A 15593-nucleotide genomic window follows, 5' to 3' on the forward strand; every position below is an offset into this window, starting at 1 on the left:
GCCGCGCGCAGCCGCGACCTTGTAGCGGGCACGATCATCGGTTCGGGCACGGTGTCGAACGCCGAATATGCCACGCGCGGCTCGGCCTGCATTTCGGAACGCCGCGCCATCGAAATGATCGCCGACGGCAAGCCAACCACCAGCTTCATGCATTTCGGCGACACCATCCGCATGGAGGCCGTCACCACCACCGGCGCAAAACCCTTCGGCGCCATCGATCAGAAGGTCATTTCGGCCTAAGCGATAATCAGCCGCACCCCCGCGCCGCGCACCATATCGGCCTGCGCGGGGGTGATGCCCGCATCGGTAATCAGCACGTCCACCTCATCCAGCCCGCAGACAATCACGCCCGAGGATGAGGCAAACTTGCTGGAATCGACCAGCAAGATCACCTGTTCGGCCCGATCCACCAGGCGGCGCTCAGCAGCGACCAGAATGATGTCATGCTGCATCACACCCTGCTGGCCTACGGCGGCGGCCCCCATGAACAATTTGGGCGCATGGAAGCGCGGCATCGAATCCTCACCGGCAGGCGCAAGGATGATGTTCTGCTCGCGAAACACGCTGCCCGAAGGGACGAGAATGCGCGTGCCCTTTTGCGGCAGCAAGCCATTGACGATATGGAGCGAATTGGTAAGCACCTGAAGGTCCAGCCCGTCAAGATGCGGGCACATCTGGACCGTGGTGCTGCCACCGTCGATCATGATGCCCTCGCCCGGTTCGCACAGGGCCGCCGCCGCCCTGCCGATCGCCTGTTTGGAGGCAAGATTGATCGTGATCGACTGATCAAAGGGCGTGCCCAGCAAAGCCGCGCCCGAAGGCTCGCCCTCTTCGGCCTCGCTAAGCTTCGCCCCGCCATGGACGCGCTGCAACAACCCTTCCGCCTCCATCCGCGTCAGATCGCGGCGGATCGTGGCCGGCGAGGCGTCGAGGCGGCTTTCCAGATCGCGATAGGACACGAAGCCGGATGGGGCCAGCGCTTCGAGGATCAGCCTTTCGCGTTCGGTTGCATGCATGAATTGTGTCGCCCCATCCCCGGTCGCGGTTTCAGCCCGTCGCTTTTGCGCGAAGCAACAGTCTATGCCGTCAAATTCGCGCAAAAGCCATCATACTATCATCCGGCGGCCAACATATTACCGCCGCCGATCACCACCGTCGCCCCGATCAGCAGGCCGATGCCGCCCCAGACCAGCGAACGCGTGCGTTTGGACGTGCCCAGCCATTCCTTGAGCGCAAAGCCCCAGAGCGTGGAAAACAGGATGATGCTGGCCATATGCAGTGTCCAGCTGGAAAAGCCATATTTGCCCATCTGGCTTTCACCCATGGTGTAGAAGAAGAACTGGCCATACCACAACGTGCCGCCCAGCGCGGCCAGCAGCCAGTTACGCAGCAAAGGCGCGCGCGGCTGGGCCACATCATTGGACGCGCCGAAGAATTGCCCAAGGCTCCGGTTCTTCACGATCAGATAAGCACACCACAGCGCATTGGTGGTCAGCCCGCCCAGCAGCACGACGCAAAGCACCGGCAGGCCTTGCGAGAGCGGATCGGTCCCCGCCGCCAGCGTCAGGTCGCGGATCGGCTGTCCCGCGTCCAGCCCCCAAGCGAAACAGCCCGACATCACGCCCGAGAAGGTCGCAATCGCCAGACCCTTTTTCAGATCGAATTCGGCCACCGCCTCGCCACTGGCCACTTCGCGCGATTTGGCCGCGCCGCCGCGCGCCACCACGACAATGCCCACCAGCGTGATGACAATGCCCAGCAGGGTCAGTTGCCCGCTGGTCTTGGATGCGATTTCTCCAAACGTGCCGTGAAAGATCGGCGGCCCCAGCGTGCCGATCACCGTGGTCAGCCCCAGCGCCACCGCCATGCCCAGCGACAGGCCCAGATAGCGCATGGTCAGGCCAAAGGTCAGCCCGCCAAAGCCCCACATCACGCCCCAGAACCAGCACCAGGCCAGCGTCTCACGCGGGGCGGCGGAGAGCACGCCCAACAGATCATTAGTGCGCAGCGAGGCAAACAGCCATGGCGCGATCAGCCAGCTGAACAGCCCGCCCGCCAGCCAGAACACTTCCCAGTTCCACGAACGGATGCGCCGATAGGGCACATAGAAACTGGCCGAGGAAAACCCTCCGATCCAGTGAAACACCACGCCCAGCGCCGGATTGGGCACCATGAGCCTCTCCCCTATTGTCGTTTACGCGAGAATGTCGCGGTTGATTTGTGAAATGTCGGTGCAGCCCGTGAGCGCCATGGCGACGCGCATTTCGGCGGTGATGATGTCGAGCATTTTCGACACGCCCGCCTCGCCCTTTGCCGCCAGCGCATAGGACCACGCCCGGCCCAGCAGCACGCCCTTGGCGCCCAACGCCAGCATCCGCACCACGTCCAGCCCCGAACGCACCCCGCCATCGGCCAGCACGGTCAGATCATCGCCCACCGCGTCGGCAATCGGCGGCAAGGCGCGGGCGCTGGACAGCACGCCGTCAAGCTGTCGCCCGCCATGGTTGGACACGACGATGCCATCGGCGCCCATCTTGGCCGCTTCCTTGGCGTCTTCGGGGTCAAGGATGCCCTTGATAATCAGGGGCCCTTTCCACTCGCTGCGGATGAAATCGAGATCGCGCCAGTTGATGCCGGGGTCGAAATTGTTGCGCATCCAGGCAAAGAAATCTTCGATTCCCGTGTTGCCTTTCAGCACCGGGGCGACATTGCCCAGATGATGCGGGCGGCCCATCACGCCCACGTCCCACGCCCATTCGGGCCGCACCATGGCCTGCGCCACGCGCCATGCCGCGCCCTTCATGCCGCCGCTGCCCGCCAATCCGGTGTGGTAATCGCGGTAGCGGCTGCCCGGCACGGGCATGTCCACGGTGAAGACCAGCGCGCTGCATTGCGCCTCGACGGCTTGGGCCAGCAGGTCTTTCATGAAGGCGCGGTCGCGGATCATGTAGAGCTGGAACCAGAAAGGTTTTGCCGATGCCGCCGCCACCTCCGGCAAGGCGCAGGCCGAGACGGTGGAAAGCGTGAAGGGAATGTCCGCCTTGTTGGCGGCGCGCACAGCCTGACATTCGCCGCGTCGCGCATTCAGGCCCGCAAGGCCCACCGGCGCCAGCGCCACCGGCAAAGCCTGCTTCACCCCGAACAGCGTGGTCGACATGTCGATCTTCGACACATCGCGCAAAACCCGCTGGCGCAGCGCCAGATGGGCCAGATCCTCGGCGTTCTTGCGCAGCGTCACCTCGCCATAGCTGCCCCCGTCCATATATTCGAACAGGAAGCGCGGCAGGCGGCGGCGGGCGGCTTCGCGGAAATCAGCGACAGAAGCGATAATCATGCGTTGCTTTCCTTGGGCATCTCCAGCCGGGCCAGCCAGCGGTTGCGATAGGTGTCGAGATCGGCGTCCAGCGGCTCGATCCTGCGCAATTCGCCCTCAGGCGCCAGCGCGGGATCGATCAGCCGGATCGCGCCGAAACTGACATCATTATGCGCGCTGCCAACAAAAACCTGTGTCTTGGGGCGCAGCGCGGCCAGCGCGCGGACGAAAACCTCGGCCTCGGCAAAGCGGCCCTCGACCAGCAGGCGTTCGTCCGAACCAATCAGATCGAGCGCCTGATCGGCCACCAGCGCGGCATAGAGGCAGGCCCCGGCGCGGCGTTCGTACCAGTCCTCGGGCTGATTGACCCAGCCGCCATGCGCATCAGGATAAGGCCCGCAACCGGGGGCCAGCGTGGGCATATGCATCGCGCCTGCCGCCAGCACCGCAGGCACAGCGGCCAGCAGCAAAGGCTGATCGGGCTTGATGTCCACCCGGCGCGTGTCGATCTCGATCAGCGCCTCGATCTCACGCCCGCCCATGAAACGCGCCGAAGGGACGGGCCGCCCATAGGCATCGACATTGACGAGGCAATCGCGCGCCTCGGGCAGATCGGCGGTGGCAATCGGCGTGGCGGGCAGGCGCATGGCGATGAACCATGTGCCGGTGGACAGCACGGTGGCCTCATTGCGGGCGATTTCCGTGAAACCACGCGCCGCCATCAGCGCAGCATTGGAATCATGCAGGCCCGCCAAGATGCGCACCGTTTCCGGCAACCCTGTGGCCGCGGCCAGCGCCGGGCTGATCGGCCCCAGCACATCACCTGCCTTGACCACCGGGGCGAAACGCCGGTCCCAGCCCTGTCCCTTGGCCAGTTCGGACCAGTCGCCCGCATCCGGATTCCACAGGTCGGAATGACAGCCCAGCGATGTCACCTCGCTGGTCGCCACGCCCGAGAGCCACCATGCCCAATATTGCGCCCAAGGAACCAGCGTGGCGCGCGCCATCGCATCAGGATAAAGCCGGTCCGCCCACCAGACATGGGCGCCAAAATTCAGCCCCTGCGGCAGGGCGGGCGATCCGGTTTGCGCAAAAGGCGAGCGGGCGGCGCGATAGGCGTCCATCGTGGAGGGCGGCGGCGCGGCTTCGTAATCGATGGGGGCAAAGGCCAGCGCGCCATCAACAATCGCGGCAAAGCCCGCGCCCTCATTGGGGATGAGCGCAGCGAAGCCCGCGCCGTGCCCGACCGGCACGATATATTCCACGCCGCTGTCCGCGTGGCCCGTCAGAACGCCGGTGGCCCAATCGGCAATACCCTGCGCGTCCAGCCGCGCAATGCCGCCTTCCTCGCATTTCGCATTGGGGCGCACCTGCCGGTCCAGCAATTGCCCCTCACGCGACCACAGGGTGATCTTCGACATCGTCTTGCCGATGTCAATCACGATAGCCCAACCGCCCTTATGCTCAGAAACCTGTGTCAGAACGCTCTCCCTGTCGCGCCCGATAGCGCCTTATTCCGGTTCGCGCCGCAAGCGCGAAATCATGCTGCATGTGCGAAATTGATCGTTTGGTTGATCGTTTATGATTGTTGAATATCGAATCTGATTGCCAAAGGGAAGCAGATTCGTTAGGAGGCCGATCAAACAGACCCCATGGGAGCAAATTTCCGTGACCAACTCCGCGATTCCTTTTGCCGTCCCCACCAGCCGCTGGGACGATGCCCACGCCGCCACCCTCTCTCCTGAAGAACTGCTGCTCTATCGCTCCAACCTGCTGGGCAGCGATCTGACCGTCACCAATTTCGGCGGCGGCAACACTTCGGCCAAATTGGTCGGCACCGATCCTCTCACCGGTGAAAATGTCGAAGTGCTGTGGGTCAAGGGCTCGGGCGGCGACATCGGCTCGATGAAGCTCGACGGCTTTTCGACGCTCTATCAGGAAAAGCTGCTGGGTCTGGAAGCGCATTACAATGGCCCGGAAGATGACGACAAGATGGTCGGTTATCTGCCCCATTGCACGTTCAACCTGAACGGGCGCGCGGCCAGCATCGACACGCCGCTGCATTCGCTGCTGCCTTTTGCCCATGTCGACCATGTTCACCCCGACGCGATCATCGCTCTGGCGGCCAGCAGCGGCGGTGAAGCAGCAACCAAGGAAATCTGGGGCGGCAAGATCGGCTGGCTGCCGTGGAAGCGTCCCGGCTATACGCTGGGCACGATGCTGCGCGATTATCAGCGCGCCAACCCCGGCGTGCAGGGCGTGATGATGGCCAGCCACGGCATCATCTGCTGGGCCGACAGCGCCAAGGAATGCTATGAGCATACCGTCAGCCTGATTGCGGACGCCGCCAAGTATCTGAACGCCAAGATGGAAGGCAAACCTGCCTTTGGTGGCCAGGTGGTAGCCCCCAACCCCGACCGCGCCGCGATTGCCGCCGACCTGATGCCCCGCCTGCGCGGCTTTATGACGGGCGCGCGCCGCAAGCTGGGCCATTACTCGGACGATGCTGAAGCGCTCGAATTCGTCGGTTCGGCCAAGTTTGAAGAGCTGGCCGCGCTGGGCACCTCCTGCCCCGACCACTTCCTGCGCACCAAGATCGCGCCGCTGACGCTTGATCCCGCCCGCCTGCAGGATGATGCCTATCTGGCCGAAAAGATCGCCGACTACCGCGAATTTTACGCCGCCTATTACGAGCGCTGCAAGCGCGCCAACAGCCCCGCCATGCGCGACCCCAACCCGGTGGTGGTGCTGGTGCCCGGCGTTGGCCGCATCACCTTTGCCACCGACAAGACCACCGCGCGTCTGGCCGGGGAATTCTACGGCAATGCCATCAACGTGATGCGCGGCGCCGAGGCGATTGGCGACTATATTGCTCTGGATGAGCAGGAAGCCTTCGACATCGAATACTGGCTGCTCGAAGAAGCCAAGCTTCAGCGCATGCCCGCCCCCAAGCCGCAGGTGGGCCGCGTGGCCTTTGTCACCGGCGGGGCCGGCGGCATCGGTGCGGCAACGGCTGCGCGCTTCCTCAAGGAAGGCGCCTGCGTGGTGCTGGCCGACCGTGACGCCGCCGCCGTCGAAGAAGTCCGCGCCGGTTTCGCCAAGCAGTATGGCAAGGACGTTGTCCGCGCCGTCACCTGCGATGTGACCGACGAAGCGCAGGTCAAGGCCGGTTTCGACACCGCCGCGCGCGAATTTGGCGGGCTGGACGTGGTGGTCGCCAATGCGGGCATCGCCTCCTCGGCGCCGATCGAGCAGACCACGGTGGAACTGTGGGATCGCAACTTTGACGTGCTGGCGCAGGGCTATTTCCTCACCGCCAAGCACGCCTGGGGCCTGCTCAAGCGGATGAAGGATCAGGGCGGCGCCTCGATGGTGTTCATCGGTTCGAAGAATGCCGTGGCAGCTGCGGCCGGTGCTTCGGCCTATGCCTCGGCCAAGGCTGCGGCCAACCATCTGGGCCGCTGTCTGGCGCTGGAAGGCGCGCCCGATGGCATCCGCGTCAACATCGTCAACCCCGATGCCGTCATCAAGGGCAGCAAGATCTGGGACGGCGACTGGCGCAAGGAACGCGCCGCCTCGAACAAGATCGACGCGGGCGAGGAACTGGAAGCGCATTACCGCAACCGCTCGATGCTCAAGCGCGACGTGCTGCCCGAAGATATTGCCGAAGCTGCCTATTTCCTTGGGAGCGAAGCCTCGGCAAAGTCGACCGGCAACATGATCAACGTGGACGCGGGCAACGTGCAGGCCTTCACGCGCTGATGCGATATGGATGGGGGTCGGGCCAACCGGCCCCCTTTCGGGGGAGAGAGAAGATGCAAAAGACACAAAAGTGCGCATCTGTTTTGACGTTTCTGGGCCTGATGGCGGCGATGCCCGCCATGGCGCAAATGCCCGCGATGATCCCCGCGCCCGCGCCGGTGGATGCCCATGCCATCGCGCTTTACGGGCGCGACAATCCCGGCGCGCTGTCCTCCGAAATATGGAGCAAGGCGGGCGGCGTTGATTACACCGTCCGCAATGTCACATTCCCCACGTTGACCCCGGTTCTGCCCGCCAAGGGCAAGGGCAATGGCGCGGCGGTGGTGGTGGCGCCGGGCGGGGCCTTCATGCTGCTGGCCATGGACCATGAAGGGTGGAAAGTAGCGCGCGCGCTGGCGGCCAAGGGCATCACCGCCTTTGTGCTGAAATACCGCCTGACGCCCACCCCCAAGGACGAGAAGGAAGCCGCCACCTTCATGGGCGCAAAACTGGCCCAGGAAATCGGCCATCCGATGAGCGGCGAATTGCTGGGCAAGAGCGAGGCGCCCAAGGATGGCGCGGCGGCGATTGCCTATGTCCGCCAACACGCCGCGCAATATGGCGTCGATCCCAAGCGCATCGGCATGATCGGCTTTTCCGCAGGGGCGATGACCGCGCGGCGCGTGGCGATTGATGCGCCCGCCGCCGCCCGGCCCGATTTCCTCGGCTATATCTATGGCCCGCAGGACGCCGAAACCGTGCCCGCCGATGCGCCGCCCATGTTCAATGCGATTGCGCTCGACGATGCGCTGTTCCCTTCCAAAGGGTTTCCCATCGCCGCCGCATGGATGGCGGCGAAACGCCCCGTTGAAATCCACGCCTATCAAAAGGGCAATCACGGCTTTGGCCTTGGCATGCCCGGCACTACGACCACTCTGGTTCTCGATCAATTCACCGCATGGCTCGATATGAACGGCTTCTTGAAGCCGAGCCATTTTGCGCGAAAGGACAGCCAATGACTCTTCCCATTTCCGCCGATCTGATCGCGGAACATAATGCCGCGGGGCTTGAGGCCCTGCGCGAGGATTATGACGCGCTGGGCCGCAAGCTGGCCCGCACCGGCATCGACATTGACGCGATCAAAAAGCGCGTTGCCGGTTTCTCGGTGGCCGTTCCTTCGTGGGGCGCGGGGCGCGGCGGCACGCGCTTTGCCAAGTTCCCGATTGCGGGCGAGCCCACCAACATCCATGAAAAGCTGGAGGACTGCTCGGTCATCAACCAGCTTTCCACCGTGACGCCGCGCGTGTCGCCGCATTTCCCGTGGGACAAGGTTTCCGATTTCAAGGCCCTGCGCGAGGAAGCCTCGGAGCTGGGTCTTGGCTGGGACGCGGTGAACAGCAACACGTTTCAGGATCAGGTGGGTCAGGCACACACCTATGCCAATGGCTCGCTCTCGTCCCAGGATGCAGGCGCGCGCCAGCAGGCGGTGGACCACAACATCGAATGCATCGAAATCGGTCAGCAGTTGGGCAGCACCGACCTGACCGTCTGGGTCGGCGACGGCACCAACTTTCCGGGCCAACAGGATTTTGCCCGCAGCCTCGACCGCTATCTGGATTCCGCATCGCAGATCTATGCAGCCCTGCCTGGTGACTGGCGGATGCTGCTTGAACACAAGATGTTTGAGCCGGCCTTCTACTCGACCGTGATTTCGGACTGGGGCAGCTCGATCCTTGCCGCCCAGACGATCGGCGAGCGCTGCAAGTGCCTCGTTGACCTTGGCCACCATGCGCCCAACGTCAACATCGAGCAGATCGTCGCCCGCCTCCACCGCTTTGGCAAGCTGGGCGGTTTCCACTTCAACGACAGCAAGTATGGCGACGATGATCTGGACAGCGGCTCGATCAACCCGCACCAGCTTTTCCTCGTCTTCAACGAACTGGCCGAGGCCGAAGCCAATCCGCGCGATGGTTTCAACCCGTCCTATATGATCGACCAGTCGCATAATGTGACCGATCCGATTGAATCCATGCTCTCGTCCGCCGAAGCGATTGCCGCCTGCTTTGCCAAGGCTTCGCTGGTGGACCGCGCCGCGCTGCATGGCGCGCAGGAAGCCAATGACACGATGATGGCGTTTCAGGCCCTGCGCCGCGCCTATAATGTCGATGTGGCCCCGATCCTGGCCATGGCCCGCGTGGAAGCGGGCGGCGCGATTGACGTTCTGGCCGCCTATCGCGCCAGCGGATACCGCGCACGCAAGGCGCAGGAGCGCAAACCCGTCGGCCTTGGTGCAGGCATCGTGTGATGCTCACCTTTCTGCAATAATCTGATGGCAACGCCCGCGGACTGTCTCCCATAGAGAGATGGCCGCGGGCGTTTTGCCTTATACTCCAAAACCTTGCCTCATTATCAAACCACTCCTCGGGGGAGATGTAAAATCATGGCCACCAAGCCTTCTGTCCGCGCACTGCGCTTGGCGCTGATTGCCGCCTGCGCGCCGATTGCCCTGCCCGCACATGCGCAAAACGCCGACCTTGAAATCCAGTTCCGCGATCCGCCCTCCGAAGCGCGCCCGCGCGTGTGGTGGCACTGGATGAACGGCAACATCACCAAGGACGGCATCGCCAAGGACATCGCGTGGATGAAGGCGGTGGGCATCGGCGGCCTCCAGAATTTCGACGTCAATCTCAACACGCCGCAGGTGGTGGACAAGCGCCTCGTCTATATGACGCCTGAGTGGAAGGACGCCTTCCGCTTTGCCGCGCAAGAGGCCGAGCGCAACGGGCTGGAACTGGCCATCGCCGCATCTCCGGGCTGGAGCGAGACGGGCGGGCCCTGGGTCAAGCCTGAGGATGGGCTGAAGAAGCTGGTGTGGAGCGAGACCGCCGCCGCGCCGGGCAAGCTGTTCAAGGGCAAGATCGCCAGCCCGCCTTCGGTGACCGGCCCCTATCAGGGCATGGCCAAGGGGCTGGGCTTTGACGACATCGCCAGCGGCCACAAGCCCGAGGCCGCGCCTGCCTATTACAGCGATGTGGCCGTGGTGGCCATGCCGGTGGCCATCGCCGCCGCCCCCGCGCCCAAGGCCAGCGTCGAGGGCAAGCCGGTCGATGCCGCCGCCCTCTATGACAGCAACCCCAACGCCGGGGTTGCCGTGCCGCGCGGCAAGGCTGACGCGCCCGGCTCGGTCGTCTATGCCTATGAGGCGCCCCAGACGATGCGCAGCGCCACGGTCTTTGTGCCCGGCGCCAAGGTCATGTTCCGCGGCCCCACGGTCGACCCCGTGCTGGAGGCGAGCGATGATGGCCAGACCTGGCGCGAGGTGACCCATTTCACCGTCAATGACGTGCCCACCACGATCAGCTTTAACCCCGTCACGGCCAAATTCTTCCGCCTTGTGCTCAATCCGCTGACCTCTTCCTCGTCCAATATGGGCGCGCCCGCCGAGGGCGTGGAAATCCCCGGCCTCTTTGCCTCGCTGGGCGGCGAGGACAAGCCGTGGGAACTGGGCCAGTTCAGCCTGTCGGGCGAGGCCAAGGTCAATCTGGCGGAAACCAAGTCGGGCTTTGCGCTGGCGCATGATTATTATGCGCTGACCAATCCGGCCGATGGCGCAAGCGGCGCTCCGGCGGCGCAGGTGGTCAATCTGACCAGCCTGATGCAGGCCGACGGCTCGCTGGAATGGAAGGCCCCCGCCCTGCCCAAGGGTCAGCAATGGCGGATCATCCGCCTCGGCTCCTCCCTGCTGGGCACTACCAACCACCCCGCCCCGCCCGAGGCCACGGGCCTTGAGGTGGACAAGTTCGATGGTGACGCGGTGGGCCGCTATATGGACCATTACCTTGGCATGTATCGCGATGCCGCCGGGGCCGACATGATGGGCGCGCATGGCGTGCGCGCGATCCTGACCGATTCCATTGAGGTGGGCGCGGCCAACTGGACGCCCAAGATGCTGGCCCAGTTCAAGGCTTTGCGCGGCTATGACGCCACGCCATGGCTGCCTGGGCTGACAGGCAGCCTGGTCGGCAGCCGCGAGGAGAGCGACAAGTTCCTCTATGACTGGCGGCGCACGCTGGGCGATCTGATGGCCTCCGAGCATTACGGCACCGTGGCGGCCAAGGCCCATGGCGCGGGCCTGAAGGTTTACGGCGAAGCGCTGGAGGATCATCGCCCCAGCCTTGGCGATGATATGTCGATGCGCACGCATGCCGATATCCCGATGGCCGCGCTCTGGACCTTTACGCAAAAGGATGGGCCGAACCCCTCCTATCTGGCCGACATGAAGGGCGCGGCCAGCGTCGCGCATATCTATGGCCAAAATCTGGTGGCGGCCGAGAGCATGACCTCGGCGCTCAATTATTGGGCCGATTCCCCACGCACCTTGAAGCATGTGATCGACACCGAATTTGTGACGGGCGTCAACCGTCCGGTGGTCCACACCAGCGTCCACCAGCCGGTCGATGACAAGGTGCCGGGCCTCTCGCTGATGATCTTTGGCCAGTTCTTCAACCGGCACGAGGCATGGGCGCCGCTGGCGAAAACATGGGTCGATTATCTGTCGCGCAATTCATTGATGCTGCAAAACGGGCGCAACGTGGCCGATGTCGGCTATTTCTATGGCGAGGAAGCGCCGCTGACGGGCCTGTATGGCGACAAGCGTGTGGGTGATGCGCCCAGCACCCATGCCTATGACTTTGTCAATTTCGACGCTCTGGTGGGCGCGTTGGCCAATGATGGGGGCGAGATCGTCTCCAAGGGCGGCGCGCGTTACCGGGCGCTCTATCTTGGCGGATCGTCGCGCCGTATGACGCTGGCCGCGCTGCACCGGATCGCCGCTCTGGCCGAAGGGGGGGCGACGATCATCGGTCTGGCGCCCGAGGGCACGCCCAGCCTGAGCGACAAGGATACCGCCGATTACAAGGCGCTGGTGATGAAGCTCTGGCCCGGATCGGGCGAGGCAACGGTGGGCGCATCAGTGGGCAAGGGCCGCGTGATTGCCTCGGCCGATGTCGAGGCCGCGCTGGCCAAGGCGGGCGTGGGCTCCGATTTCCGCATGGCGGGCGGGGCGGCGGATGCCGAGGTGCCCTTCCTGCACCGCAAGTGGGAAGGTGGCGACAGCTATTTCCTTGTGAACCGCAAGGAACGCGCCGAGACGTTCGAGGCCCATTTCCGCGTGACGGGCAAGGCGCCCGAATTGTGGCACGCCGAAACGGGCAGCTTCGAGCCTGTCAGCTATCGCATCGTCAATGGCGAGACGGTGATCGCCATGTCGCTGGCGGGCGAGGAGTCGGTGCATGTTGTGTTCCGCAAGCCCGCGCCTGCCGATGGTCTGATGATCAAGAAGCTGGTGCCTGCACCGCTGCTCACGCTGGATGGCGCATGGAATGTCGCGTTCCAGCCGGGTCGCGGTGCGCCTGCCGGCGCGATGCTGCCTACGCTCAAGCCTCTGAATGAAAACGCCGATGCCGGGATTGCCCATTTCTCGGGCGTGGCCACCTATGCCAAGGATTTCACCGCGCCCAAGGGGTGGAAGCCGGGGCAACCGCTCTGGCTCAACCTGGGCGATCTGCGTGAAGTTGCGCAGGTCAGCGTCAATGGCAAGGATGTGGGCATGGTCTGGCATGCGCCCTATCGGGTGGACTTGTCGGGCGCGGTGAAGGCTGGCAAGAACCACATCGAGGTCCGCGTGGCCAATCTGTGGATCAACCGTCTGATCGGTGACAAGCAGCCGGGAGCAAAGCCTGTGACCTTTACCACCATGCCGACCTATCGCGCCGACGCGCCGCTGCGCGCCTCGGGCCTGATCGGGCCTGTGGTGATCGAAGGTCAGGTTAAGTGAACCCAGCGGCCTATATCCGCCGTGAAACCGGCGTGAGCGTGGCGATCAACGCCATGCTCACGCTGGGCTTCTTCCTCGTGGCCTTTGGCCGGAGCGGGGCGCCGGTGCCGGTCTGGGGCCTTGGCGCCTATGTGTTCGATTTTGTGCCGCAGGGTTTCATGATCGGGCTGATGGCTTCGCTGGTGCCCGGCGCGCTGGCGGGCAAGGCGCTGCGCAGCGGGCGGGTGGCGGCGGTATCGGCGGCATCGCCTCTGCCTGCGGGCTTGCTGGTCCGCTCGCTGCTGATGGCGGTGTGCGGCGCGGCGGCCGGGGTGGCGATCTCGGGCGGCTTGCTCTTTGCGCTGGGGCTGGGACAATTGCCTTGGGGCGGCGCGCTGGCGGCCAAGCTGGTCTGGGCGGTCGCCCTTGCCGCCATTGTCACACCCGCCGGTTTGCGCGCGGCATTGGCGCGGGGCTGATCCTGCGCTAGGATTGCCTCTATGATCGACCCGCGCGCCCTTCGCACCTTTCACGAAGTATGCCGCGCGGGCTCGATCACGGGCGCGGCGCGCGCGCTCAACATTTCCCAACCCTCGGTGTCCAGCGCCATTGCCTTGCTCGAAGCGCGGCTTGGCGCGGTGCTGTTTGAACGCACCCGCGCGGGGATCGTGCTGACGGCGGCGGGCCATGCGTTGCAGGCGCGCGCGCAAATGCTCGAACATCTGCTGCGCGACGCTCAGGCCGAGGTGAAAGCTGCCAGCGAAGGCCTGTCCGGTCCCTTGCGCATCGGCGGTACGCCGGGCGCCTTGGTCAGCCTGCTGCCTCTGGCCATGGCGCGTTTCGAGGACAGCCTTTCGCAAATCACACTGAGCGTGCTGGAGCGCGCCGATCGCGAATTGACCACGATGCTGCGCGAGGGTGATATCGAGGTGGCCTTTGTCACCACCGCGATGGAGGAGCCGGACGAGGATATTGCCGAACGCACGCTGGCGCGCGATCCCTTTGCGCTGATCGTGGGGCCCGAGGCGGGCGATTGGCCCAGTCCCTTCTCGCTGAAACAGGCCGACCGCCTGCGCTGGGTTCTGCCCGAGGCGCAGGGCGCGTTCCGGCGGCAGGTCGATGCGCTGTTTGCCGCCGCCGGGGTGCCGGTGCCGCGCGATGCGATCCGCTGCGATTCCCTGCTGACCACCAAGGCGCTGGTGCGCGATTGCCGCCGCGTAACGATCCTGCCGATGCGGGTTGCGGCCAGCGAGCTCTCGATGGGCGTGCTGCGCGCCTTGCCCATTGCCGAGGCGGCGTTTGAACGCAGCGTTGGCGTGCGATGGTTGAAGCAGCGCGGCATGTCGCCTCTGGCGGGCGCGCTGATCCGGGAACTTGAGGGCGAAACCATAGCCTGAAACTATGGCAATGCCAAAATTGCATATTTTACCTGATGTAACTGCTTTGGCAAAAGAGACCCCAAGCACCAAACAGTCGCAAGGGAGAGTCGGGCGTGACCACGCTCTTTACCAACATCCGCATTTTCGACGGCAGCCCCAACGCATCGCGCGAAGGACAGGTTCTGGTCGATGGTGAGCGGATCGCCAAGGTCGCCTATGCGCCTGAAACCATTGACGCGCCCGAGGCCACGATCATCGACGGCCATGGCGGCACGCTGATGCCCGGCATGATCGAGGCCCACGCGCATCTCACCTGGGCCTCCTCGGTTGAAAAGATCTATCACGCCTTCATCCTGCCGCCTGAAGAACTGGAAGTGGCCGCCACGCGCAATGCGCGCGTGCTGCTCGACCATGGCTTTACCAGCGCCTATTCCGCAGGCGCGCTGGGCGATGGGATCGAGGTTCGCCTTGCCGCCGCGATCAACGCCGGTGAGACGCCCGGCCCCCGCCTGATCCCCTCCACGCTGGAACGCAGCCCCGAGGGCGCCGAGGGCGTGGATACGGGCGACGTATTCAACGGCCGCGGGCCCGAGGCCATGCGCGCCTTCATGAAATATTGCGCCGATCAGGGCATCGGCTCAGTCAAGCTGGTGATTTCGGGCGAGGACGCCCTGAAGCCCGGCAGCCATTCCGACCTGCTCTATACGACGGACGAAATGGACGCCGCGCGCGAGGCCGCGAAGGAATATGGCCTCTGGATCGCCACTCATGCCTATACGGACGAGGCGGTCGATCTGGCCCTGCGCGCGGGCGCCCGGATCATCTATCACGCCAGCTATATTGGCGAGCGCACCGCTGAAAAGCTGGCCGCGCATAAGGATGAGGTCTTTTACGGCCCCGGCTGCGGCGTCTCGGTGGCCGCGCTGGAGGCAAGCCCCCCGCCCCATATCGACATGAGCCACATGAAGCACAGCGCCGCCGAGCGCATGGAGCTGGAAAGCAAGCTGGTGCCTGCCCTCAAGGCCATGGGCGTGCGCACGCTGATCGGCGGGGACTATGGGTTCCCCTTCAACCCCAATGGCCGCAACGCGCGCGACCTCCAGCATTTCGTCGATTATTTCGGCTATTCGCCGGTCGAGGCGCTGGCTGCCGCCACCTCGCTGGGCGGTGAGCTGATGGGGATCGACGTGGGCCGGATCGAGGAAGGCTATCTGGCCGACCTGCTGCTGGTGGACGGCGACCCGACGCAGAACGTCGCGATCCTTCAGGGCAAGGACAATTTCAAGGCAATCATGAAGGGCGGCGCCTTTCACAAGGCCCCTCTGGAAACAGTAACGGCGTAAAA

The 15593-nt window shown here is 64.5% G+C and carries 11 protein-coding genes and 1 pseudogene; 8 read left to right on the forward strand and 4 right to left on the reverse strand.

Translation table 11 applies throughout. The features are described 5' to 3' along the window. Positions 1 to 240 (forward strand): annotated as a pseudogene (locus FHW96_RS23495) (fumarylacetoacetate hydrolase family protein); the annotation flags it as partial. Here the strand turns inward: FHW96_RS23495 and FHW96_RS23500 are convergent. The 4 genes from FHW96_RS23500 to FHW96_RS23515 form a co-directional block, all read right to left on the reverse strand. Beyond that, a complete protein-coding gene (locus FHW96_RS23500) occupies positions 237 to 1016 on the reverse strand; it encodes a DeoR/GlpR family DNA-binding transcription regulator (RefSeq protein WP_172343006.1) in 780 nt (259 codons plus the stop codon). The pseudogene FHW96_RS23495 and the gene FHW96_RS23500 overlap by 4 nt on opposite strands. A gap of 98 nt (positions 1017 to 1114) precedes the next feature. Then, positions 1115 to 2173 (reverse strand): L-rhamnose/proton symporter RhaT, encoded by a 1059-nt coding sequence (gene rhaT / locus FHW96_RS23505; RefSeq protein ID WP_172343007.1) that lies wholly within the window; start codon positions 2171 to 2173, stop codon positions 1115 to 1117. A gap of 21 nt (positions 2174 to 2194) precedes the next feature. Then, a complete protein-coding gene (gene lldD / locus FHW96_RS23510) occupies positions 2195 to 3334 on the reverse strand; it encodes an FMN-dependent L-lactate dehydrogenase LldD (RefSeq protein WP_172343008.1) in 1140 nt (379 codons plus the stop codon). Continuing rightward, positions 3331 to 4734, reverse strand: coding sequence for an FGGY-family carbohydrate kinase (locus FHW96_RS23515; RefSeq protein ID WP_172343009.1), 1404 nt, complete (start codon positions 4732 to 4734; stop codon positions 3331 to 3333). Before FHW96_RS23515 ends, lldD begins: the two co-directional genes overlap by 4 nt. A 247-nt stretch (positions 4735 to 4981) precedes the next feature. On the opposite strand from FHW96_RS23515, the gene FHW96_RS23520 reads away from it, so the two are divergent. From FHW96_RS23520 to FHW96_RS23550, 7 genes are all read left to right on the forward strand, one after another. Then, complete coding sequence (locus FHW96_RS23520; RefSeq protein ID WP_371815796.1) at positions 4982 to 7075, forward strand: bifunctional rhamnulose-1-phosphate aldolase/short-chain dehydrogenase; 2094 nt, start codon at positions 4982 to 4984, stop codon at positions 7073 to 7075. Between the two features lie 101 nt (positions 7076 to 7176). Continuing rightward, positions 7177 to 8073, forward strand: coding sequence for an alpha/beta hydrolase (locus tag FHW96_RS23525; RefSeq protein ID WP_253951200.1), 897 nt, complete (start codon positions 7177 to 7179; stop codon positions 8071 to 8073). Continuing rightward, positions 8070 to 9359, forward strand: a complete 1290-nt coding sequence (rhaI, locus tag FHW96_RS23530) for an L-rhamnose catabolism isomerase (protein WP_172343011.1) — start codon at positions 8070 to 8072, stop codon at positions 9357 to 9359. The genes FHW96_RS23525 and rhaI overlap by 4 nt, the downstream gene beginning before the upstream one ends. A gap of 135 nt (positions 9360 to 9494) precedes the next feature. Continuing rightward, positions 9495 to 12890, forward strand: coding sequence for a glycosyl hydrolase (locus FHW96_RS23535; protein WP_172343012.1), 3396 nt, complete (start codon positions 9495 to 9497; stop codon positions 12888 to 12890). Continuing rightward, complete coding sequence (locus FHW96_RS23540; protein ID WP_172343013.1) at positions 12887 to 13348, forward strand: hypothetical protein; 462 nt, start codon at positions 12887 to 12889, stop codon at positions 13346 to 13348. The genes FHW96_RS23535 and FHW96_RS23540 overlap by 4 nt, the downstream gene beginning before the upstream one ends. 21 nt (positions 13349 to 13369) lie before the next feature. Beyond that, a complete protein-coding gene (locus FHW96_RS23545) occupies positions 13370 to 14266 on the forward strand; it encodes a LysR family transcriptional regulator (RefSeq protein WP_172343014.1) in 897 nt (298 codons plus the stop codon). Positions 14267 to 14361: 95 nt separating this feature from the next. Next, positions 14362 to 15591 (forward strand): amidohydrolase family protein, encoded by a 1230-nt coding sequence (locus FHW96_RS23550; RefSeq protein ID WP_172343015.1) that lies wholly within the window; start codon positions 14362 to 14364, stop codon positions 15589 to 15591. Positions 15592 to 15593: the final 2 nt, after the last annotated feature.

It is taken from the genome of Novosphingobium sp. SG751A (assembly GCF_013149295.1).
In the GTDB taxonomy this organism is placed as follows: Bacteria; Pseudomonadota; Alphaproteobacteria; order Sphingomonadales; family Sphingomonadaceae; genus Novosphingobium.